Here is a 20,634-nt window from a genome sequence, read left to right as displayed (position 1 = left end):
GCTGCCCGTCTCATTCCGCTTCCTACGAAACGGGGTATGCAATTGGCCCAAATTATCGGGACATTGCCACCAGCATAAAATCCTATCTTGCGCAGTCGGGAATGGAAACCGCCCCGGTGGGGTTTCCTGCAGCATCGTTAACGACTTTTTTACCACGCTGAAACCGCATGGAAATACGGCGGTTTTGGGGTTTTTCAGGGAATTGGGGCCTTGAGGCCAAATAGCTCATGTGGAGCGAGCTTAAAGACGTAATGGCTTTCGCCAGGTGCCGGACTGGAACCTTCCCAAAGCGCTCTGTATAGAATGCCTGTCAGAAAGTTGAGATGGACGATGGTAAAAATCATATTCCGAGATCACACGGGGCACGACAGGGAAGTCGAGGCGGAGCCCGGATCGACGGTGATGGAGGCGGCGATCCGCAACGGCGTGCCGGGTATCCTCGCCGAATGCGGGGGAGCCTGCGCTTGCGCGACCTGCCATGTCTATGTCGAGGAGTCCTTCATGCCATTGGTCGGCGAGCCTGAGCCGATGGAAGAGGACATGCTCGACTTCGCCTTCGACGTCCGTCCCAATTCTCGCCTTTCCTGTCAGATCCGTGTTCGCGACAACCTTGATGGACTGATCGTCAACACGCCCCAGAAGCAGGCCTGAGCATCGGCATGGGCACGCGTCTGTCCGTTTCGGTGGAGCGCTGGCCGCTCGCCAATGTCTTCACAATTGCCCGCGGCTCGAAGACCGAGGCCGTGGTGGTGGTGGCCGAGATCGCCCGCGAGGGAAAAGTCGGCCGGGGTGAATGCGTGCCTTATGCCCGCTATGGCGAGACTGTCGAGGGCGTGGTCGCCGCGATCGAGGCCACACGTCCCGCGCTGGAGGCGGGAGGGAACCGCCAGGAGCTGCAGGCAGCCATGCCGGCCGGAGCGGCCCGCAATGCGCTCGACTGTGCGCTGTGGGATCTCGAGGCCAAGCTTGCCGGGCAACCGGCCTGGCAACTCGCCGGCCTGCCGGCGCCTGGGCCGGTGACGACGGCCTATACGCTCTCGCTGGCCGAGCCCGAGGCAATGGGGGAGGCCGCCGCCAAAGCCGCGCATCGACCCCTCCTTAAGGTCAAGCTCGGCACGGTCGACGATGCCGCCCGTATCGCAGCGGTCCGTCGCAACGCACCGGGGGCACGGCTCATCATCGACGCAAACGAAGGCTGGCGGGCCGACAATCTTGCCGCGAACCTGCGAGCCTGCGCCGATGCCGGCGTGGTTCTGATCGAGCAGCCGCTGCCGTCCTCGGACGACGGCGCCCTGGCCGACGTGGAAAGGCTGGTACCGGTTTGCGCCGACGAGTCTCTGCATGATCGGGCGACGCTGCCCAAGCTTGCAGGCCGTTACGACGCCATCAACATCAAGCTCGACAAGGCCGGAGGCCTGACGGAGGCGATCGCCCTGGCACGGGATGCTCGCGCGCTGGGGCTCGACCTCATGATCGGCTGCATGGTCGGGACGTCCCTTGCCATGGCGCCCGCGCTGCTGCTCGCCGGACAGGCGAAGGTGATCGATCTCGACGGGCCGCTCCTGCTGTCGCGGGACCGCGAGCCCGGGCTGCGCTACGAGGGAAGCCTGGTCTATCCGCCCGATGCCGGGCTCTGGGGCTGATTGCGCCGCTCGATCGTGCCGGCAAGCATGACGAGGCCGGTGCCGGCTGCAGCGATGAAGGCCATGGCGAAATAACCATGTGCCGAGAACAGCGCAAAGAGTTCGCCCGCCAGCACCGTGCCGATGGTGAGGCCCATGCCGATCGAGGACGCCACGATGCCTTGCCGCGCAGAGGGGTTGCGGGTGAAGCGGCTGATCCAGCCCATGGTTGCGAGATGCACGCAGGCAAAGCTGAAACCGTGCAGGGCCTGCAAAGCCGCGACCGCGAGCCCATGGGAAGGGGCCAGGCCGAGAAAACTCCAGCGCAGTACGCCGATGAGCCCGCCGAACAGGACAAGGCGGTAGGGGCCGAGGGCCCCGGCAATATTGCCGCCGAACAGGAAGACGCTTGTCTCGACAACCACGCCTATGGCCCATAATTCGCCGATCTGAAGGCTCGAAAACCCCTGCTCCTGCCAGATCATCGTGCCGAAGCTGTAGAGAAAGGCGTGTGCTCCCTGGATGAAGGAGATACCGGCGACGAATACGGTCATGAGAAGAAGGGGCGGTGCGGTTCCTTCCAGGCTTTGCCGTCTCACCCGGCGATGACCGGGGCTTCTGTCGTCCGGCAGCGCGAGACCGGCAAAGACGGTGAGGGCGGCAAGGATGGCCAGGAGGGGCGGCACGGTGGTAATCGGCAGGTGCTTCAGCACGAGGCCCGCGGCCAGCCCCGATACGAGCCAGGCGAGCGAGCCCCATTGCCGGATCTGGCCGTATTTGTGACCGTACCGGCTGACCCCGGCGAGAACGATCGTGTCGAGCAACGGCGTTGCCGCCGACGAAAAGACGAAGGCAACGGCCAGGCTGGCCGCGACGGCGGCAAAGCTCTTGGCGAAGACGAGGCCGGCATAGCCGAAGGCGGCGCAGCACGCCATGAAGAGAAAGGTGCGGCGAGGACCCAGCGAGCCGTCGCCGACCCAGGTGAAGGGTGCGGATGCCACGCGCATCAGCATCGGTATGGCGAGAAGAAGGCCCATGTCGCGCGCATCGAAGCCGCGTTCCGCCAGCCAGAGCGGAAAGAAGGGCGTGTAGACGCCGGGGCCGGTCAACAACAGGGCGTATGTCACGCTGGCTGCGACGGCAGCCTTGCGTGAGGCGCTCCAATCCTTGAAGGAAATCAGCGACATCGGGGGAAAACGCCGCGCGGGATTGGCTCCTGGCGGCGGCTTTGGCGTATATGGGTTGAGAATCAATCGAATGACGATTCGTGGAACCTCTTACGCCCGCATTCGAAAGTTGACGAGCGCCAATTGATGCAACCTGTTCGGCCGGCACCGCTGCTCAGTGACGAAGACTATGGGGCCATCGAGGCAGCCGTCATGGAGACGGCCCGGGGACGCTGGTTCCTGGCGGAATATGCGCGCCGTAACCGCAATGCCGACACCGACGCCGTGCTCGCCGCCATTCGCCGGCTGGAGCGCCTGGTGCAGAGCGCCGGAAGTTTCGAAGCTCAGGACGAGGTTAAGCGGGGCATGGCGGATATCGCGCAGGCCATTGCGGCGGCGCAGGTCATGCCCGCGATGCCCCGTGGACTTTCCGGGGCCGTCGAGGTGCTGGCCGAGCCGGTCGAGGAGGAGCCCGCGGGCCGGCCCATGCCCGAGGCGGAAGCGCGTGATGGCGATGCCATGGTGCAGGCGGTCGGCGCAGCGCCGGTCGAAGAGATTTCCGGCTCCCTGCACCAGGAAGACGTCCTCAACGACGAGGTGAATGCCGTCTTGCCTTCGACGTCGGCGGACGATGTCGGACCGGAGACCTTCGCGGCGGTTGTTGAGCAGGTGGTTCCTGTCGCCGACGCGGCCCCCGTGAGCTTCGCATCACCGGCGATGCAGCAGGAGAAGGGGGCGACCGTCGAGGCCGCATATGCCGGCATCGAGCCAATGTCGGAGGCGCCGGCGTATCGAGAAGGAGAGGCCGGCGTCGAGCCGCCGCCGCTCCCGGGAAATACGGGCGGGCATGCGGCAGGTACGGATCCTTTTCCCATCATCGAACTGGACGAGGAGGCGACCGAGGCCCTGTTGCAGCGCGATCCGCCGCGTCATGAACTTGTCCTGCCGACCAACCATCTGGCGACGCAGCGCTGGAGCCGCGATCCCGGCCACGAGGCCGCTGGCGTTGCCGCGCCGGCCGAACAGCCTTCCGACGAGCCATTGCGGTCGGGCCTTGTGACGTTCATCGACGAAGAACCCGTGGACGAAAGCGGATCGGTCTTTTCGGCGCCCCTGCGCCTCGAGCCGGAAGACGTATCCGAGACCGAAGGCTCATCCGTTTCCGCGTCGGCGTCCGCATCAACCAGCGCGCCCGTGCCTCCCCCGATTACGATCGGCGAGATCGAGGCGATGTCCTTTGCCCGGAAAGCAGCACTATTCAGCTGAACCCCGCAACCGACCGACTGTATTCAGGAATTTTTTTGTAAACAATATCAGAATATTATAGGATTTTTCTAATATTTAACAAGAGAGCGTCAGACCTTGCTCGTCGTCCAGGCCAGGATGTCGACCAGCACCTTTTTCAGTGCCTGGTCGAGGGCTGACGTTGCCGGTGCGCCGCCGATGCCGGATGCCGGAACGCGCGCAGTGAAGAGGTTCGCGGCGGAGATCCGGCCGGTCTGCTGGCTGACGACACGGGCTGCGATGGTCACCACAGCCGTGGGGCTGCCGCTCGCCTCGATCTGGAAATCACGGATTTCAGTCACGAGCAGGGCATCGGGCGTGAACTTGTCGTCCGGGCGCCCGACCATGCCGATGCGGTGAGCATTCTCGAACGTCTGGATGAGGCGTGCCTGCACCAATACAGGCACACGGTCCGCCCATTGCGCGCCCGGCAGATAGGTGACCTCGCCACTGCCGGGCCGCACGACGATGCGATCCGAATTGATGGCCTGCAGCGCCGTCGGCTCGGCGATCATGATCTGGGCGCGGCCATTGCCACGCGCGCTCACCTGCGTCGGGGCGCTGAGATCATAGGTGGTGGGCGGCGGAGAACTGATGAGTGTCGAGCAGCCGCCCAGCAGCAGAACGCCCGTAAGGGTCAGTGCAGGCAGGACGGGCAAGGAAAAACGAGGATAAGCAAAACGCATACAGACAAATTGCATAATCATTTGCCCTTGTAATCAGGGATATTCGATTTGGGCCCGAAAATCAGCTGCTGCGGATTGCGCTGGAGGCTGTTGAGCGTGCGCTGGATATTCTGCAGGGTCTTCTGCCCATCCACTGCCATCTGTTGATAGTCACGCAGGCCCGAGCCGGTGAACTGATCGAGATTCTTGGACAGAATGGCCGTGCGCGCGTCGAGATTGTTGGCGAGCTGGCGGATCGATTTCGCCGTTTCGGTGATCTCGTTGAACATGCCCTGGCCGCCCTGGCTCGACGTCATGGCGGTGATGTTCTTCATGATGCCGTCGAGCTGGTCCGCAGTGTGGTTGAGCTTGCGGGCGAGATCCGTGGCATCGGCGACGATTTGCTTCACCTGCGTGGTGGAGTCGCCGAGCGATTGGGCAAACTTGTCGAAATTGGTGACGGCGTTGTCGACCTTTGCCGGGTCGATGGCGGCCGCGACCTTGTTGAAGCTGTCCAGCGCCGTGGCGACCTTGGACGTCATGCCCGTAAGGTCGCTGGAAACCTTGTGCGCGTCCTTGATGAAGCCGCTCAATTCATCGGCGTTCTGGCCGAGAGCTGCGGTGAAGTTGGTGACGTTGTCGACCACCTCGTTGATCTTCTTGCTATCGACTGCACCTGTGATCTTGTTGATGTTGTCCAGCCCGGCATCGAGCTTCGGCGCCATCTTGTCGAGCTGTGCCGTGAGGGAGGATGCGTTTGTCGCGAAGTCCTGCAGGGGCACGCGCACATCGGCCAGGGTCTTGGTGAAGCTCGAAATGTTGTCGATCGCCGCCTGCGCCTTGGCGGAATCGAAGGCCTTGGAGAAGGAGGCAAACTGATCGGTAGCCGCCGAGACATTGTCGACGATGTGGTCGATCTTTTCAGGCGAGACCGCCTGGAGCAGCTTCTGGAGGTCGCCCGACATGCCGTTCAGATTGTCCGCGAGGCGCGAGATACTCTGTGCGGCCTGTCCCGCCTGGTGCAGGAACTGGGAGACGTCGCCGGAGTTGTCCGCCAATGCCTTCGTAAAGGTCTGCACGTTCTGGATCGTCTGGGAAATGTTGTCCTGGTTCTGGCTGATCAGCGTGTTGATGTGATCCATCGTGCTGGAAGCCTGGTTCACCGTGTCCCGGGCGCTGTCGAACAGATTCTGAAGTTCGGAACGCTGCGCCTTGATCACCGCAACCTCCTGGCCGGGACTGGGCACGAGGTCTGGCGCGCCGAGCTTGCCGCCGATGAGCTGCACATTGCCGTTGGCGGTGATCGAGGCGAACTCCAGGCGCGCCGAAGTGTCGACATGCACGGGTGTCGACTGCTTGACGCTAATCATCGCCACCACGCCCGAGGGGTCCTTGGGGTTGATGTCCAGCGTCTCGACCTGACCGACGCGGATACCGTTGAAGGTGACGGCGGAGCCGACAGAGAGCCCGCTGACGGAGCCGGGGAAGTCGACTTCGTAGCGTTTTACGGTCTGGCTGTCCGAAATGCGCGCGAACCACACGACAAAGCCCAGAGCGGCGGCGACCACCGCCAGCGTAAACAGACCGATAAGGGCATTGTGGGCGCGTGTTTCCATTGCTCAGTCAACCCTTGGAGGATGATGCCAGGGCCGCGCGGGCACGAGGGCCATGAAAATAGGCGCGCAGCCAGGGGTGTTCGGAAGCAAGCATCGTCTCCATGGGGCCTTGAGCCAGCACGTGACCCTCGCCGACGGCCACGATGCGATCGCAGATCGCATGGAGGCTGTCGAGGTCATGGGTCACCATATAGACGGTCAGGCCCAGTGTCTGCCTCAGCGTGGCGATAAGCTCGTCGAATTCCCCAGCCCCGATGGGGTCCAGGCCCGATGTCGGCTCGTCGAGGAAGACGAGATCGGGATCGAGCGCCAGCGCACGGGCCAGCGCGGCACGCTTGATCATGCCACCCGAAAGCTCCGAGGGGCGCTTGTCGGCCGCGTCCGGCTTGAGCCCCACCAGCGCGATCTTGAGCATGGCGAGTTCGTCCAGGAGCTTGGGCGAGAGCTTGAGATATTCGCGCATCGGCACCTGAATGTTCTGCTTCACGGTCAGCGAGGAGAACAGCGCGCCCTGCTGGAAAAGCACGCCCCAGCGCCGCGCGACACGCTGCTGGTCGCGAGGGCGAAGGGACAGATAGTCCTGGCCGAAGACATCGATGCGACCGGAATAAAGGGGAGCCAGGCCGATGATGGTGCGCATCAGCACCGACTTGCCTGTGCCGGAGGCGCCGACGACACCGAGAATCTCGCCGCGATAGACGTCGAGGCTCAGCCCGTCGAGGATGAAGCGTGTGCCGAAGGTCACGCGCACGTCGCGCGCCGAAATGATGACTTGCTTCGAGGGGGACGAGGGCTGGTCGGGATCTGGCATGCCGTCGACGGTCCTAGAAGTTTATCGAGGCAAAGAACATGGCGAATATGCCGTCGACGATGATGACGATGAACATCGACTTCACCACCGAGGCCGTGGTCTGGCGGCCGAGCGACTCTGCGGAGCCTTCCACCTTGAAGCCTTCGATGCAGGCGGTGATGCCGATCATCAGTGCCATCACCGGCGCCTTGATCAGACCGACAAGGAAGGTGTGCATGGTCATTGAATCGCGCAGGTTCTGGAGGAAGGTTGTCGGCGTGATGCCGCCATACCCCCAGGCGACCAGCGCACCGCCGAAGATGCCGGCCATTGCGGCGAGAAACGTCAGCATGGGCAGGGCGATGATCAGCGCGAGGATACGGGGGATGACCAGGACTTCCATGGAATCGATGCCCATCACATGCATGGCATCGATTTCCTCGCGCATCTTCATCGAGCCCAGTTCGGCGGTGATCGAAGATCCCGACCGTCCCGCCACCATGATGGCGGCGAGCAGCAGGCCCACCTCGCGAAACATCAGCACGGCCAGGGTATAGACCACGTAGATCTGCGCCCCGTAATTGCTGAGCTGCAGGATGAGCTGCTGGGCGAGGATGGCGCCGACGAGGAAGGAGATCAGGCAGATGATCGGCACGCCGCGCAGGCCGATCAGCTCGATCTGGTTGACCACCGCCGCCCAGCGGAAGCGAGTGCGCACCGTGAGGAGGCGCCCCATCGCCCTGATCGTCTCGCCGAGGAAGACGTTCATGTTGACCGCGTCACGCGCCATTTTGCGCATGCCCACGCCAAGGTCCGCCAGCAACTCGATCAGATGATGGGCTTCGGGCGCCGGTGGCGGGGAGGTGATGTTCTGTGCCGCGATCTCGGCCAGCAGGACGGACTGCGCCTCGGTGGCGTTGACGATGTGCAGCGTGGAGTTCTTGGCGCCGAACGCGGCGCGGATGTTTTCGATGACGACGCCGCCGAGCGTATCGAGCTGCGAGATGCCGGAAAGGTCGAACTCCACCGTGCTGTTTGCCGGCGCGGCGTTCATCATGATGTTCGCAAGCTTTTCCAGATGCCGCGAGTTGCGCGCCACCCAGGCTCCCGTGGGCGCCAGCCTCGCCGGCCCATCGTTCACAAGGTCGCTGTCGTCTATTTCCGGTTCAGACTTCAAGGATCGAAACTGGCTCTTGCGAGGGAATCATTGCTGGCCATACTAGTCAAATGAACATGATCCGCAAAAAGCCTGCGCTCCTTTGCAAAAGATTATGTCTAAACAACATGATAGCGCATATCTCCTTCGTCCGGAAGGATGACGTGCGCCCCATTGGTTTTGAACGGGCCCCGCCGGCATGCAGATCGAGAAACCCTATTTGATGTTCATCGGCGATGTCGCCGACCAACTCGCCGCCAAGACGGCGGCCGGTATCGTGGACTGGAGACGCGACTGGTGCGTCGGCCAGCTCAGGCTGCCGGGCTGCAAGGCCGATCTCGGACTGGAGGACGTCGATATCACGGAGGGTGTGCGGCGGGGAGCCCGCACGATGGTGATCGGCGTGGTCAACGCGGGCGGGGTTCTGCCCGCACACTGGATCCGCATCATCGTGGAGGCTCTCGATGCGGGTCTCGATATCGCCTCCGGCCTGCACAAGCGTCTGGAGGAGGTGCCGGAGATCGTGGAGGCGGCAAAACGCAGCGGGCGGCAACTGCACAATGTGCGTCTCTCCAGTCAGACCTTCGCCACCGGCAAGGGCACCAAGCGCAGCGGCCTGCGGCTGCTGACGGTCGGCACCGATTGCTCCATCGGCAAGAAATACACCGCCCTGGCGCTGGAAAGGGAAATGCGGGCGCAGGGCTTCGACGCCGATTTCCGCGCTACGGGTCAGACCGGGATCTTCATCTCCGGCCGTGGCGTCGCGGTTGACGCCGTGGTGGCTGATTTCATCTCCGGCGCAGCCGAATGGCTCACGCCGGACGCAGCCCCGAGCCATTGGGACGTGGTAGAGGGGCAGGGCAGCCTGTTCCACCCCTCCTTCGCCGGCGTTACCCTCGGCCTGCTGCACGGATCGCAGCCGGACGCCTTCGTGGTCTGCCACGAACCGACACGCACCACCATGCGCGGGGTACCGGCAAGGCTGCCGACCATCCGCCAGGTGATCGACGCCACCGTCGCCAATGGCCGGCTCACGAACCCGCGCATCCAGTGCGTCGGAATCGCCGTCAATACGCAGGCGCTGGACGAGGAGGCGGCCAAGGCCTGCCTTGCCGAGATCGCCGAGGCGGAGGGGCTGCCCACCACCGATCCGGTTCGCTTCGGCGTCGCCGAGATCGTCAAGCGGATGAAGGCGCTATATGCCTGAGGGAAGGCGCGGACCAGCCGTCCGCGATCCAGGAGCACCCATGCAATATGTGATCGACCCGCCGCCGCGGGCCTTCGTCCCGGTCGCGGGCGAGACTTCCGTCTTTCCCGTGCGCCGTATCTGGTGCGTGGGCCGCAACTATGCCGACCATGCCCGCGAGATGGGCGCCGATCCCACCCGCGAGCCGCCATTCTTCTTTTCGAAGCCGGGCGACGCCGTGAACACGGGCGGTTCCTTGCCCTTTCCGGTCCAGACCGCCGACCTGCATCATGAGATCGAGCTGGTCGTCGCCATCGGCAGGGGCGGCCACGATATCCCGGTCGAGGATGCCCTTGGCCACGTCTATGGTTATGCCGTCGGCCTTGACATGACGCGTCGCGACATTCAGGCGGAAGCGAAGAAGCTGGCCCGGCCCTGGGATCTGGCCAAGGGTTTCGACCAGTCCTGTCCCATTAGTCCCATCGTGCCGGCGGCCAGGATCGGCCATCCGAGCGAGGGCCGGATCGAAGTCGCCGTCAACGGCAAGGTGCAGCAATCGGGCGACCTCGCGCAGATGATCTGGTCGATCCCCGAGGCGATCGCCTATCTTTCTCGCTTCGTGGCGCTGGCGCCGGGCGATCTTCTCATGACGGGGACGCCGGCCGGCGTGAGTTCGGTGAAACCCGGTGATACGCTGCGCGGGACCTGCGAGGGGGTAGGCGAGATCGTGATGACCTACGGCGCGTGACCTCCAGCAAAAGCGGTCTTTCTTCCAGCAGGGATGCAAGCAGCGATGTACAACCTGTCCCTAGATGCCTTGCCGGATGTCCAGAGGGGCATCCGCGCGAAACCGCTCTTCGTCATGCATCTCGACGTGAGGGGCCCGTTCGGTTTCGGTCCGACGCCGGAGGGCGAGCGCCGCGTGAGCGTCGTCACCGGCGGTCGTTTCGAGGGCGAGCGCCTTTCCGGCGAGGTGCTCGACGGGGGTAGCGACTGGCAGGTCGCCCGGATCGATGGCTCGACCACCCTGGATGTGCGCCTGATACTGAAGACCACGGAGGGTGCCCTGATCGGCATGTCCTATCGCGGTATTCGCTTCGGGCCGCCTTCCGTGATGGCAGAGCTTGCAAGAGGCGCGCGGGTGGATCCCGCCGACTATTACTTTCGCATCAATCCGATGTTCGAGACCGCTTCTCCGGATCATGGCTGGCTCAACCGCATCCTGGCCATCGGCGTCGGAGACCGGCGCGCGGACGGGCCGGTCTACAGCATCTTCGAGGTGCTCTGAGCAGCCTTGGGTCTCATGCCAGGGGCAGATGCACGGCCGTCAACCATTCGGAGGGCGGCAGCAGGCGGGGATTGTTGAGATATTCCTCGAAACATGGGGCTTCACCGGGCTGGCGGCCGGCCTGCGGCAGCCAGACGTGGTAGAGATAGGCGTAGGCCACATCCAGGTCCGCATAGGGACCTTTGTGGATCAGCTTCGCTACCGGGCCACCGCCGACGAAGCGCCACTGCATATCGGCTTCGATGGCGGTTCCGTCCGGCAGGGTGAGCCCGGCTTCCGATCGCAGTTCGCCGAGTGCCTTGGCGGACGGATCGTCGTAATAGATACCGATCGTCCTGGTGTCGGCGCCGATCATCCCTCGAGCCCCAGCCCAATTGGAGAGCCGCTCGAAGGCGGTGCCGATCTTCTGGTAGTCCCCGACATGGGGAAGGGTGGCGAGCTTCAGCCGCGGGAAATCCTCGATCGCCACGTCATAGCTGACGGAAGTGCGCAGTGCCGGTGAGTGTGTCATGGTCTTCATTCCTGCTTTGGGTGGAGCGGGGCGAAGATCCTGGCCGAGACGACGATAGGTCGCGGGCGGCGTGCCGTGGGCAGTTGAGAAAGCCCGGGTGAAGGCCGCCACCGATCCGTAGCCGGCCTGCGCCGCGATGCGCGACATCGGGCGCCGTGAGCGGTTGAGCTCGACGGCAGCACGGTGGAGGCGCAGCCGCCTTACCGCCTCGGCCACCGTTTCCCCCGTCACCGCCACGAAGATGCGGTGGAAGTGGAAGGGCGAGAAGCAGGCGATGGCGGCGAGATCGTCGAGGTCGAGCCGATCGTCGAGATGATCCGCGATGTGGCTCAGGACTCGTTCGATCCTGGCGGCGTAGGAGAGGCTGGTTTCGTGTCTGGTCATGAACTTGCTCCGACGGCCTCACCCTACCGATCCCGCTTTGATAGCAATTGCGCAGTTGACGGCGGGTCGTGCTTCGTTGTCTTTGGACAGCCTTCCTGCCTTTTCGAGCGTCTATCGGACAGATCATGACTGAGATTATCAAAACCGACGTTCTCATTGTCGGCGCTGGGCCCGTGGGCCTGTTTTCCGTATTCGAACTCGGTCTCCTCGATATCAAGGCACATGTCGTCGACATTCTCGACAAGATTGGCGGTCAGTGCGCGGAGCTCTATCCGGAAAAGCCGATCTACGACATTCCGGGCTTTCCGATCGTCACGGGGCAGGAACTCGTGGACAACCTGTTGAAGCAGATCGAGCCCTTTTCGCCGGTTTTCCACCTCTCCCGCATGATCTCGACGATCGAGCGGATAGGCGATCCGCTGTTCCGCGTCACCACCGACGCTGGCGACGTCTTCGAGACCAAGTTGGTGGTCATCGCCGCGGGCGGTGGTTCATTCCAGCCGAAGAAACCGCCGATCGAGGGCATCGACGCCTATGAGGGCAAGTCTGTCTTCTATGCCGTACGGCAGATGGAGGCCTTTCGCGACCGTTCCGTGCTGATCGTCGGCGGCGGCGATTCCGCGCTCGACTGGGCCTTGAACCTGCAGCCGATCGCCCGGCGGGTGACCCTGCTGCATCGCCGCGACGCATTCCGTGCGGCGCCCCATTCGGTTGAAAAGATGCGCTCCCTGGCCTCTGCCGGCGCGATGGACCTGAAATTCGGTCAGGTCGTGGGCCTGGAGGGGGAAAATGGGGAACTCTCGGGCGCGGTGATCCGGGAGGATTCCGGCAGTACCTACACGCTGCCCGTGGATCGCTTGCTGCCCTTCTTCGGTCTCACCATGAAGCTCGGCCCGGTGTCCAGCTGGGGGCTCGACCTGCATGACGAGGAATTGGTGCTGGTATCCACCGAGACCTTCGAGACGTCGCAACCGGGCATCTTCGCCATCGGCGACATCAACTGGTATCCGGGCAAGTTGAAGCTGATCCTGTCGGGCTTCCACGAGGGGGCGCTGATGGCCCAGAAGGCCCATCGCTATATCTATCCCGACAAGCGCTTGACCTTCCAGTACACGACCTCATCCTCCTCGCTGCAAAAAAAGCTCGGCGTGCTCTGAACTTTCCTGCATCTCGTGGGTTTCCACTTCGTCAGGAGGCTCCTTGTCGTTTTGGGAGTCCGTCTCTGCGAGGCGGTCCGGGGCTCCTGGAACTGAAATGGACGGCCGCAGTCGTATTCGACGGGCGGTTCATGCTCGGCTAACAGGAGTAGAACCATGTTCAAGTCGATCATTGTTCCAGTCGATGTCGCAGATCTCCGTCTTGCCGCGCTCGCAATCACCAGCGCGGTGAAGCTGGCCGACAACGGTGGTGCGACGCTCACGCTCGTGCATGTCGTGCCGATCATGCCCCTCATGATGCTCGATACAGTGCCGGTGAGCTTCGAAGGGGAAGTGGCCGAGAAGGCCAAGGGACAGCTGGCCGAACTGGCCGCTACCGTCAACCTGCCGGCCGGCAAGGTACAGAGCGCGGTACGCATCGGCGGCATCTATCACGAGGTGCTGGCGATTGCCGAGGAGCAGCGCGCCGACCTTGTGGTCGTCGGTTCGCATCAGCCGAGCGTGGCCACTTATCTGCTCGGTTCGAACGCCAGCGCCATCGTGCGTCATGCCAGCTGTTCGGTGATGGTGGTTCGCGAGGAAAAGCAACTGGCGAAGGTGGACGAGACCGGCGAGATCGCGATGGAGCAGGCCCATCACCGCTATCCGACGGTCGACGACGCCAAGAAGGCGGCGTGGGATTCGGATCTGCTGCATTAGCCCGGCCCGGGCCGCGTTCCCGCCGAAGGCAAGGGGACGTATGGCCGCCCATGGCGGAAATCGTTCGTGAGAGTCCGTGTCTTGCGGCCCATTTTGCCGCGAGAGAGCTTGGGACTTCGGTACGCGGGCGCAGTCCACCTGTGGACGCGGCGACCATCGGCTTGCGGATGTCTTCTCATTCGGGATACCCAGCCGGCGTCATAAGTGTCAGGCGGTGGACTGCGTGCGTAAAGTCGTCAGAATTCTGATCGTTGCAATCGCTGCCGCAATCGGCATCGGGTATTTCACGGTCGGCCCAAACTTCTTTCTTGGCGGTCCCAAGACGAGTGACATCATTGCATTCACACGCTCGGTGATAGCCGCGAGCACGCCATCGACTGCGGGAAAGGTGGAGATATCCCCGCGAGGCCTGTGCAGTCACAATGAAGATGGAAGCTATGCCTGCATCGTCGAGACCTCCATCGACGGTGCGGACGCAAAGCTCTTCGTAGCGGTGATGAAGAGAGGCCACAACGGCGATTGGGTTCCAGCCGAGTAGGTGTTGCAGCCGATTCCGCGGCGCGCTTCGGCGAGAATTCAGCGTGGGATCATTGCTTTTGCCTGTTCGCGCGGCCCTCAGGCCCCGCAAGCGGCCATTGCGTCGCCGATGGCCTTGGCCACGCCCGTCGTGGGAACGGTGGCGGAGCGGCCGACAGGTTCGCCCGCCTTGTTGAGCACCGTAAAGGTAAGGGCGTCGCTCGAAGGAAAGTCTTTCACATCCTGCAGCGCCAGGGATGCCATGACGCTCTGCTCGCCGTTTTCGGGTGCCGCAACGGAGTCGATCGCAACCTCGCGTCCGCCGATCTTGAGAGCCTTGGCAGAGAAAGCGGCGGCCCGGAGCCTCTCGATGTCCAGGGGGGACAGTTCCTTGAAGGAGACGTCCAACTGGGCCGTCTTGCCGTCCCGGCAGGCGAGGGCGACTCTGTATTCGGGGTTGGCGAATTCCGCGGTGACCGGCGCGCCGGTGGCATGAATCACCGTCCAGCTCCCTGCCGAGGCCCTGGGGGAGGCAACGTCGGGGGCCTTGAGGCCGACGCTCGGCTTTGAAATCGAGGAAGTGAGATCGTTCCGCTCCGAGGCGTCGAGGATGACGGACAGCGGCATGGCGCCTTCGGCATCGGGCAGCAAGGCCGTGGCGACGCCGGTGGTGATCCACTGATCCTGGGGGAGTACGTCGAGACTGCTGAAGGGGGTCCGCAGGGTGGTAGTGAAGAAGGCTTCCGTCACGCCCATGGCATGGACGAAATCGTAGACGCTGACCACCTCTCGGCCATAGTCCCGCACGATCTGGTTCATCTCCTGTGCGTCGAAAGTCTCCCCATCCGTGAACTGCGGCGAAAACTGGTGGACGCCCACCTTGGAAAGCGGCACCACGAAACGGCTGGTGCCACCGAGCATCACCATGGTGCAGGCCGAATAGCAGCCCGCGCTCTCGAAGACCGGCTTGCCGGCCGCCAGATGGGCCTGGCCGATCACGGTGGTCCAGCCCGCCTTGCGGATGCGGCGGCCGATGATCAGGGCCGATTGCACCTTCCCGCCGATCGATTCGAAGGCGATGACGACCTTGGGCGAACCAGCCGGCGGCGGCTGTCCGTCGCCGGGCTCGGGCGGCAGGACACCGTCAAGGCGATTTTGCGAAAGGAAGGCGGCGAAACTGCGCGATGTCTCGTCGATGATCTGGCCCGAGGCATTGACCACGACGCAGCCGGGACAGTTCTTGCCGGCCGCGACGATGGTGAAATGCATCGGCGTCTCGTCGTCATCGGCAAGGGCGCTTCCGGTAAAAGGTGCCGCGAGAAACACCGCAACCGCGCAAAGAAGCGTTGCAGATCGCGAGAAAACCTTTCTTCCAATGCTGGCTGCCTGGCTCAAATCCACGGCCCCTTTTTAGTCCCAACGCAATACTCAGATAGGTCTTCATGGCCGGAAGCGCAGTTGCCTTGCAAGTGTGAAATCAGCCGAATTGCCTAGATTCATGAGACAGTTGGAAGACGTGGCAAAGCTGCCACAGATGTGCCGACCAGACCGCAGAAACGGTGAAGATTTCGTGCACATCGGCGCATCGTGGCGCCACATGTGTGTTTTCGCGCGTTCGATGTGGTAACTAGGGGCAATATTCTCGCCCTATGTTCAACAACCGGCCGAGCCACGACAATGCGACGCTCTCTCTGGTGTTTTTTCCTGCTGCTGGGCCTGTTTGCGGCGGGGTGGGCGGAAGCCGCGTCGCGGGCTGCGCTTGTGATCGGGAACGGTGCGTATCGGTCTGTGACGCCGCTGGTGAACCCGCCGAACGATGCGAACGACATGGCGCTGGCGCTGGGGCGGATCGGCTATGCGGTGACGTTGGTGAAGGATGGCGACCTGCAGGCGATGAATGACGGGCTTCGGGCGTTTTTGCGGGATGCGGACCATGCGGACAGCGTGGTGGTGTTCTATTCGGGGCATGGCGTGCAGGTGAAGGGTCGGAACTATCTGATCCCGGTGTCGGCGAAGATCTCGGACGAGCTGGACCTGGACACGCAGGCGCTTTCGCTGGACAAGCTTCTGGAGCTTGTGGACGGGGCGTCGCCGAAGGTGAAGGTGGTGATCCTGGATTCGTGCCGGGACAATCCGTTGACGCGCACGCTGGTGCGGGGTGCGGGGACACGGGGTCTGGCGCGCATCGACCTCGACGCGTCCTCGGCCAAGGGGACGCTGATTGCGTTTTCGACGGCGCCCGGATCGGTGGCGCAGGACGGGACGGGGCGCAATTCGCCGTTCACGACGGCGCTTCTGGCGCATATGGAGACGCCGGGGCTGGACATCCGCCAGATGTTCGGACAGGTGCGGGCGGACGTGGACCAGGAGACGCAGGGCGCGCAGACGCCGTGGGTGAACGAGGCGATCATCGGCTCCTTCGCCATGACCGGCACGGTGAGCGCTCCCCAGCCGGTGAAGACCATCGCCGTGGAACCCCAGCCGCAACCCCAACCTCAGTTCCAGCCCCAGCCGCAACAGGACTTCCAGCAGCAGGCTTCCACCGAACCGCCGCCCGAGCCGAGCCGGCCGGAATTCATCCTGCCCGACTCCGGCACCAGGCGGCTGAACTGGAACGACATCGCCAATCTCAGCGGCCAGCAACTGCGCCTTGCGCGCAACGAGATCTACGCCCGCCGCGGCCGCTACATGAAGGACGCACAGCTGCGCGCCTATTTCTCGCAGTTCTCCTGGTATCGGCCCTGGACATGGGACATCGAGCTCAGCGCCGTCGAGAAGGCCAACGTCGCCCTGATCCAGCGCGCCGAGGCCGGTCAATGAGGGCAATCCTCCGCCTCGCTTTCATGGCGATCGCGACGTCCGGCGCCCTGATCACCACGGCGCAGGCAGATCCGGCGCTCGATGCTCTCGTGGCGGCCTATCCCGACGTGATTGCGGCCTATGACGCCACGGATCTCATCCTGAAGAACGGCAATCACATTCCGCTCTCCAACGGCGTCGCGAACAAGACGCCGGAACAGCGCGTCATCAATTCCGACATCATGGACATGTTCGCGATGCCCTATACGCTGGGCGCGAACTATCCCATTCCGAAGACGCCGGCCGACGATCCCGGCAGAGCGCGTAGCCAGGCGCTCTTCGATGCTCTCTATGGCGACTGCACCAAGGGGCAGGTGAAGATGAAGACGGTTCAGTGGCTGCCCACTCTCAAGGGCGGCACGCTGAAGGTCGCAGCCGTAAACGGCGTGGCAGAGCATCTGGAGGCGGTTTCCCGCGACCTGGAGGCGCTGCCTGCCAGGTTCCAAGTCTATCTCAAGCCATCAGCGGGCACCTACAACTGCCGGGTGATCGCCGGCACCTCGCGCATGAGCATGCATGCCTATGCCGCCGCAATCGACATCAATGTGAAGTATACGGACTATTGGCGCTGGAGCGGCGCGCGGAAGGAAACCGACACCGTCACCTACAAGAACAGGATCCCGATGGAGATCGTCGAGGTGTTCGAGAAGCACGGCTTCATCTGGGGTGGAAAATGGTATCACTACGATACCATGCACTTTGAATATCGACCTGAAATCATTGCCTTGGCCAGGAAATCTCAAGTGAATCAGCAATGAAGAGACTGATGCTGCTGCGCCATGCCAAATCCGACTATCCCGCCGGGGTGTCGGATCATGAACGGCCGCTTGCCCCGCGCGGGCGCCGCGATGCGCCGCGCATGGGCCAGCAGATGGCGCGGCGCGCCCTGCTACCCGACCACGTCGTGGCGTCGACCGCTTCCCGCACGCGCGAGACCCTGATGCTGGTCGAACCCCATCTCGGTCCGCACACGCTGCGCTACGAACGCGCGATCTACGAGGCCTCGCCGGAAGCGATCCTGCGCGTCATCCGCGCCGTGGACGCGGCGGTCAAGAGCCTGCTGGTCGTCGGACATAATCCGGGCCTCGAGCAGACGGCAACCTTCCTGGTCAAGGGCGGTGGCACGGCAGCGGACCCGCTGGATGAGAAGTTTCCCACCGCGGCACTCGCCGTTCTCGATTTCGACATAGACGATTGGGCGGCGATTGCCGGCCATCAGGGCGAATTGGCGCTTTTCCTCACGCCCCGGATGCTCGATCACCACTAGAGCAAAGCGCGTTTAGGTAGAAACGCCGTTTTTCTCTAGCTCTTTGTTTTTCGACGCGTCTTTGCGTTTTGCCGATTCCGTCAAAATACAAAACGCTCTAGCCGGATTTAGCTTATAGGTCCGGCTCGCAATGGCGGGCAGAGTTCCTATCTATAGGCTGGAACTGCACATCAGGAGAGCGTTTCGGTGCGCGCAATCGGCAACTTGATCTGGTTCATCCTCGGCGGGGTGTTCATGGGCCTGGCTTGGTGGCTGCTCGGGCTCATCGCCTTCATCACCATCGTCGGGATCCCGTGGGGACGGGCCTGCTTCGTCATCGGCAATTTCTGCTTCTTTCCCTTCGGCCGGGAAGCAGTAAGCCGGGGGGATCTGCACCAGCGGGAGGATCTCGGCACGGGGCCGCTCGGCCTGATCGGCAATGTCATCTGGTTCGTCTTCGCAGGGCTTTGGCTGGCGCTCGGCCATGTCATCTCGGCCGTCGCCTGCTTCCTCACCATCATCGGCATTCCTTTCGGCATCCAGCACCTCAAGCTCGCGGAGATCGCGCTCGCTCCCATCGGCAAGACGGTGGTGTCGAAGGAGGTTGCGGCAGCGATGCGCCGGGCGAATGCGGAAGCCACGGTGACGGCCATGAGGAACAGGTAGGTCGCCGTGGTGGGGCGCCGGATCAGGCTTCACGCAGGAAGTCGCTGATCCGCGCCAATCCTTCCTGCAGGATCCCGGCGCCGTTCGCATAGCCGATGCGCAGGTACCCCTCCATATCCATGGCGCTGCCCGGCACGAGCAGCACACCTGTTCTCTTCAATAACTCGATGCAGAATGTCTCTGAAGGCATTGTAAAATCATACTTAAGTAGAGCTGTGGTGCCCGAGCGCGGCTTCAGGTAGCTGATCGTCGGTTCCTGCCGGATCCACGCATCGAGGATGGCGAGGTTCTCGCGGACGATCGACCGGCTACGCGCGAGGACCTTGTCGCGGTTTTCCAGCGCCATGGCGGCGAAATGGTCGTCCAGCATGCCAACGCTGATGGTGTTGTAGTCACGATGGATGGAAACGGCCCCTATCAGTGCTTCGGGTCCGGCGATCCAGCCCAGCCGCAACCCGGCCAGGGAATAGGCCTTGGACATGCTGCCGGTACTGATGCCCTTCTCGTAGATGTCGGCCATCGAAGCGGTGAAGCCGTCACCTTCCTGGTCTATGCCGCGATACACCTCGTCGCAGAGGACCCAGGCGCCGCGGGCCCTGGCGATCTCGGCTATTCCGGCAAGCATGGCTTCGTCCATCAGTGAGCCAGTCGGATTGTTGGGATTGTTGATGGCGATCAGCCGGGTGCCGGGAATGGCGAGGCGACTCAGTTCCTGGAGATCCGGGAGGAAGCCGTTCTCTTCCCGCAGCTTCAGGATCTGGACATCCGCGCCGTAACTCGCGGGAATGGAATAGTGCTGCTGGTAGGTCGGCAGCACCGAGATCACACGGTCGCCGGGCTCGACGAGCGCCTGGTGCACGAGCGCATTGGCGCCTATCGCACCGTGCGTGACGACGACGTTGCCGGCTTCCTGCTTCGCATAGGTTGCCGCAATGGCGCGGCGGAGCCTCTCGCTGCCCTCGATGGCGCCGTAGGTCATCTTCAGGGGGAGCAGTTCCGCAAGCGCGCCTTCGGGCAGGCCGGCTATGTCGAGCAATTGCGCGACGGTCAGTGATTCGACGCAGGTTTCGGCCAGGTTGTGCGAGCACCGGGTCTCATAGCCGTTCATCCAGATCTCGACGCCGAAATTGCGGATCTTCATGTGTTGTCCTGATTGTCGCCCTGTGGGATGTGCATTATATTGCTCATCTGTATGTGCATTATATTGCGCAGTCAAGCGACGGAGGTGATGTGGGAGAGGTTCTCGGACATGTCGGCGCCAATGTGCGGCGCCTCCGGTCGGCTGCCGGCTTGAGCCAGTCTGCGCTCGCTGGCGCCACGGGCCTGAGCCGGCGGCTGATCGTGGCGGTGGAGGCGGGCGATGCCAATATTTCCCTTGCCAATCTCGACCGGCTCGCCACCGCGCTGGGCGTCGATTTCGGCACGGTCGTGCGACCGCCTGACATGATCGATAATCGGCGCGTCGACCAGCCCGGATGGCGCGGCCGGCATCCCGACAGCAGGGCCTCCTTCCTGGGGGCGGTCCCCGCGCACGGCTCGGCCGAATTATGGGTATGGAGCCTTGGTCCGGGCGATCGCTACGATGCCTTGCCCGACAGCGAGGGGTGGCGCGAGATGCTCTTTGTGATCGAGGGAGCGCTGCTGGTCGAATCGGCCTCGGGGCAGCATCGCGTCGCCACAGGCGACTTCCTGATCTTCGACAGCGCGCAGAGCTACAGCTACGCGAACGCGGGCGAGGGCACGGTGCGCTTTACGCGGAACGTTGTGTCGTAGCCTTCCCGGGCTCTTTCCAAGCCGCCGCTGGAATTTTGCCCACTTTCCCC

The 20,634-nt window shown here is 63.3% G+C and carries 22 protein-coding genes; 14 read left to right on the top strand and 8 right to left on the bottom strand.

Features of this window, described 5'->3' with window-relative positions:
- Positions 1-330: 330 nt before the first annotated feature.
- Together AC6H34_RS26010 and dgcA are read left to right on the top strand one after the other, a co-directional pair.
- Positions 331-651, top strand: a complete 321-nt coding sequence (locus tag AC6H34_RS26010) for a 2Fe-2S iron-sulfur cluster-binding protein (protein ID WP_448147831.1) — start codon at positions 331-333, stop codon at positions 649-651.
- A gap of 8 nt (positions 652-659) precedes the next feature.
- Entirely contained in the window at positions 660-1,643 is a 984-nt protein-coding gene (dgcA, locus tag AC6H34_RS26005) for an N-acetyl-D-Glu racemase DgcA (protein ID WP_497540706.1), read from the top strand.
- Here the strand turns inward: dgcA and AC6H34_RS26000 are convergent.
- A complete protein-coding gene (locus AC6H34_RS26000) occupies positions 1,613-2,809 on the bottom strand; it encodes an MFS transporter (protein ID WP_497540705.1) in 1,197 nt (398 codons plus the stop codon). The genes dgcA and AC6H34_RS26000 overlap by 31 nt on opposite strands.
- Before the next feature lie 126 nt (positions 2,810-2,935).
- Between AC6H34_RS26000 and AC6H34_RS25995 the strand changes: the two genes are divergently transcribed.
- Complete coding sequence (locus AC6H34_RS25995) at positions 2,936-4,054, top strand: hypothetical protein (RefSeq protein ID WP_497540704.1); 1,119 nt, start codon at positions 2,936-2,938, stop codon at positions 4,052-4,054.
- Positions 4,055-4,143: 89 nt separating this feature from the next.
- Here AC6H34_RS25995 and AC6H34_RS25990 read toward each other — a convergent pair whose 3' ends face one another.
- From AC6H34_RS25990 to AC6H34_RS25975, 4 genes are read right to left on the bottom strand one after another with little or no spacing between them, the layout of a single operon-like run.
- Entirely contained in the window at positions 4,144-4,731 is a 588-nt protein-coding gene (locus tag AC6H34_RS25990; protein ID WP_448147827.1) for an ABC-type transport auxiliary lipoprotein family protein, read from the bottom strand.
- 44 nt (positions 4,732-4,775) lie between these two features.
- On the bottom strand, positions 4,776-6,353 hold the full coding sequence (locus tag AC6H34_RS25985) for an MlaD family protein (RefSeq protein ID WP_497540703.1): 1,578 nt from the start codon (positions 6,351-6,353) through the stop codon (positions 4,776-4,778).
- Positions 6,354-6,360: 7 nt separating this feature from the next.
- On the bottom strand, positions 6,361-7,164 hold the full coding sequence (locus AC6H34_RS25980; protein ID WP_448147825.1) for an ABC transporter ATP-binding protein: 804 nt from the start codon (positions 7,162-7,164) through the stop codon (positions 6,361-6,363).
- 13 nt (positions 7,165-7,177) lie between these two features.
- Complete coding sequence (locus tag AC6H34_RS25975; RefSeq protein ID WP_497540702.1) at positions 7,178-8,320, bottom strand: MlaE family ABC transporter permease; 1,143 nt, start codon at positions 8,318-8,320, stop codon at positions 7,178-7,180.
- A gap of 178 nt (positions 8,321-8,498) precedes the next feature.
- Here AC6H34_RS25975 and dgcN point away from each other — a divergent pair, with 178 nt between their 5' ends.
- The 3 genes from dgcN to AC6H34_RS25960 are packed head-to-tail and all read left to right on the top strand — an operon-like array spanning position 8,499 to position 10,773.
- Positions 8,499-9,506, top strand: a complete 1,008-nt coding sequence (dgcN, locus tag AC6H34_RS25970) for an N-acetyltransferase DgcN (RefSeq protein WP_448147823.1) — start codon at positions 8,499-8,501, stop codon at positions 9,504-9,506.
- Positions 9,507-9,546: 40 nt separating this feature from the next.
- Positions 9,547-10,233, top strand: a complete 687-nt coding sequence (locus AC6H34_RS25965; protein WP_497540701.1) for a fumarylacetoacetate hydrolase family protein — start codon at positions 9,547-9,549, stop codon at positions 10,231-10,233.
- Positions 10,234-10,278: 45 nt separating this feature from the next.
- On the top strand, positions 10,279-10,773 hold the full coding sequence (locus AC6H34_RS25960) for a DUF3237 domain-containing protein (protein ID WP_448147821.1): 495 nt from the start codon (positions 10,279-10,281) through the stop codon (positions 10,771-10,773).
- Positions 10,774-10,786: 13 nt separating this feature from the next.
- On the opposite strand, the gene AC6H34_RS25955 is transcribed toward AC6H34_RS25960, so the two are convergent.
- Positions 10,787-11,668, bottom strand: coding sequence for an AraC family transcriptional regulator (locus AC6H34_RS25955; protein ID WP_448147820.1), 882 nt, complete (start codon positions 11,666-11,668; stop codon positions 10,787-10,789).
- 125 nt (positions 11,669-11,793) lie between these two features.
- Here AC6H34_RS25955 and AC6H34_RS25950 point away from each other — a divergent pair, with 125 nt between their 5' ends.
- The 3 genes from AC6H34_RS25950 to AC6H34_RS25940 all read left to right on the top strand — a co-directional run bounded on the left by AC6H34_RS25950 (position 11,794) and on the right by AC6H34_RS25940 (position 14,062).
- Positions 11,794-12,825: an NAD(P)/FAD-dependent oxidoreductase gene (locus tag AC6H34_RS25950; protein WP_497540700.1), complete on the top strand. Its 1,032-nt coding sequence runs from the start codon at positions 11,794-11,796 to the stop codon at positions 12,823-12,825.
- Positions 12,826-12,981: 156 nt separating this feature from the next.
- Positions 12,982-13,524 (top strand): universal stress protein, encoded by a 543-nt coding sequence (locus AC6H34_RS25945; RefSeq protein WP_448147818.1) that lies wholly within the window; start codon positions 12,982-12,984, stop codon positions 13,522-13,524.
- Positions 13,525-13,747: 223 nt separating this feature from the next.
- A complete protein-coding gene (locus AC6H34_RS25940) occupies positions 13,748-14,062 on the top strand; it encodes a hypothetical protein (protein ID WP_497540699.1) in 315 nt (104 codons plus the stop codon).
- 77 nt (positions 14,063-14,139) lie between these two features.
- Here AC6H34_RS25940 and AC6H34_RS25935 read toward each other — a convergent pair whose 3' ends face one another.
- On the bottom strand, positions 14,140-15,309 hold the full coding sequence (locus tag AC6H34_RS25935) for a hypothetical protein (RefSeq protein WP_497540698.1): 1,170 nt from the start codon (positions 15,307-15,309) through the stop codon (positions 14,140-14,142).
- 408 nt (positions 15,310-15,717) lie between these two features.
- Here AC6H34_RS25935 and AC6H34_RS25930 point away from each other — a divergent pair, with 408 nt between their 5' ends.
- The 4 genes from AC6H34_RS25930 (at position 15,718) to AC6H34_RS25915 (ending at position 18,811) form a co-directional block, all read left to right on the top strand.
- Complete coding sequence (locus tag AC6H34_RS25930) at positions 15,718-16,860, top strand: caspase family protein (protein WP_497540697.1); 1,143 nt, start codon at positions 15,718-15,720, stop codon at positions 16,858-16,860.
- Positions 16,857-17,657 carry a M15 family metallopeptidase gene (locus AC6H34_RS25925; RefSeq protein WP_497540696.1) on the top strand — a complete coding sequence of 267 codons (801 nt, stop codon included), beginning with the start codon at positions 16,857-16,859 and terminating at the stop codon, positions 17,655-17,657. Before AC6H34_RS25930 ends, AC6H34_RS25925 begins: the two co-directional genes overlap by 4 nt.
- Positions 17,654-18,166 carry a SixA phosphatase family protein gene (locus AC6H34_RS25920; protein WP_497540695.1) on the top strand — a complete coding sequence of 171 codons (513 nt, stop codon included), beginning with the start codon at positions 17,654-17,656 and terminating at the stop codon, positions 18,164-18,166. The genes AC6H34_RS25925 and AC6H34_RS25920 overlap by 4 nt, the downstream gene beginning before the upstream one ends.
- Before the next feature lie 186 nt (positions 18,167-18,352).
- On the top strand, positions 18,353-18,811 hold the full coding sequence (locus AC6H34_RS25915) for a YccF domain-containing protein (RefSeq protein ID WP_448147812.1): 459 nt from the start codon (positions 18,353-18,355) through the stop codon (positions 18,809-18,811).
- A 22-nt stretch (positions 18,812-18,833) separates the two neighbouring features.
- Here the strand turns inward: AC6H34_RS25915 and AC6H34_RS25910 are convergent, their stop codons facing one another.
- Entirely contained in the window at positions 18,834-19,952 is a 1,119-nt protein-coding gene (locus AC6H34_RS25910; RefSeq protein WP_497540694.1) for an aminotransferase, read from the bottom strand.
- An 89-nt stretch (positions 19,953-20,041) separates the two neighbouring features.
- Between AC6H34_RS25910 and AC6H34_RS25905 the strand changes: the two genes are divergently transcribed.
- Positions 20,042-20,584 (top strand): helix-turn-helix domain-containing protein, encoded by a 543-nt coding sequence (locus AC6H34_RS25905; protein ID WP_497540693.1) that lies wholly within the window; start codon positions 20,042-20,044, stop codon positions 20,582-20,584.
- Positions 20,585-20,634 lie beyond the last annotated feature (50 nt).

Source organism: Labrys sp. ALF-8 (assembly GCF_059699065.1).
Note: the sequence above shows the minus strand (reverse complement) of the source record. Positions and strands in the feature narration are given on the sequence as shown.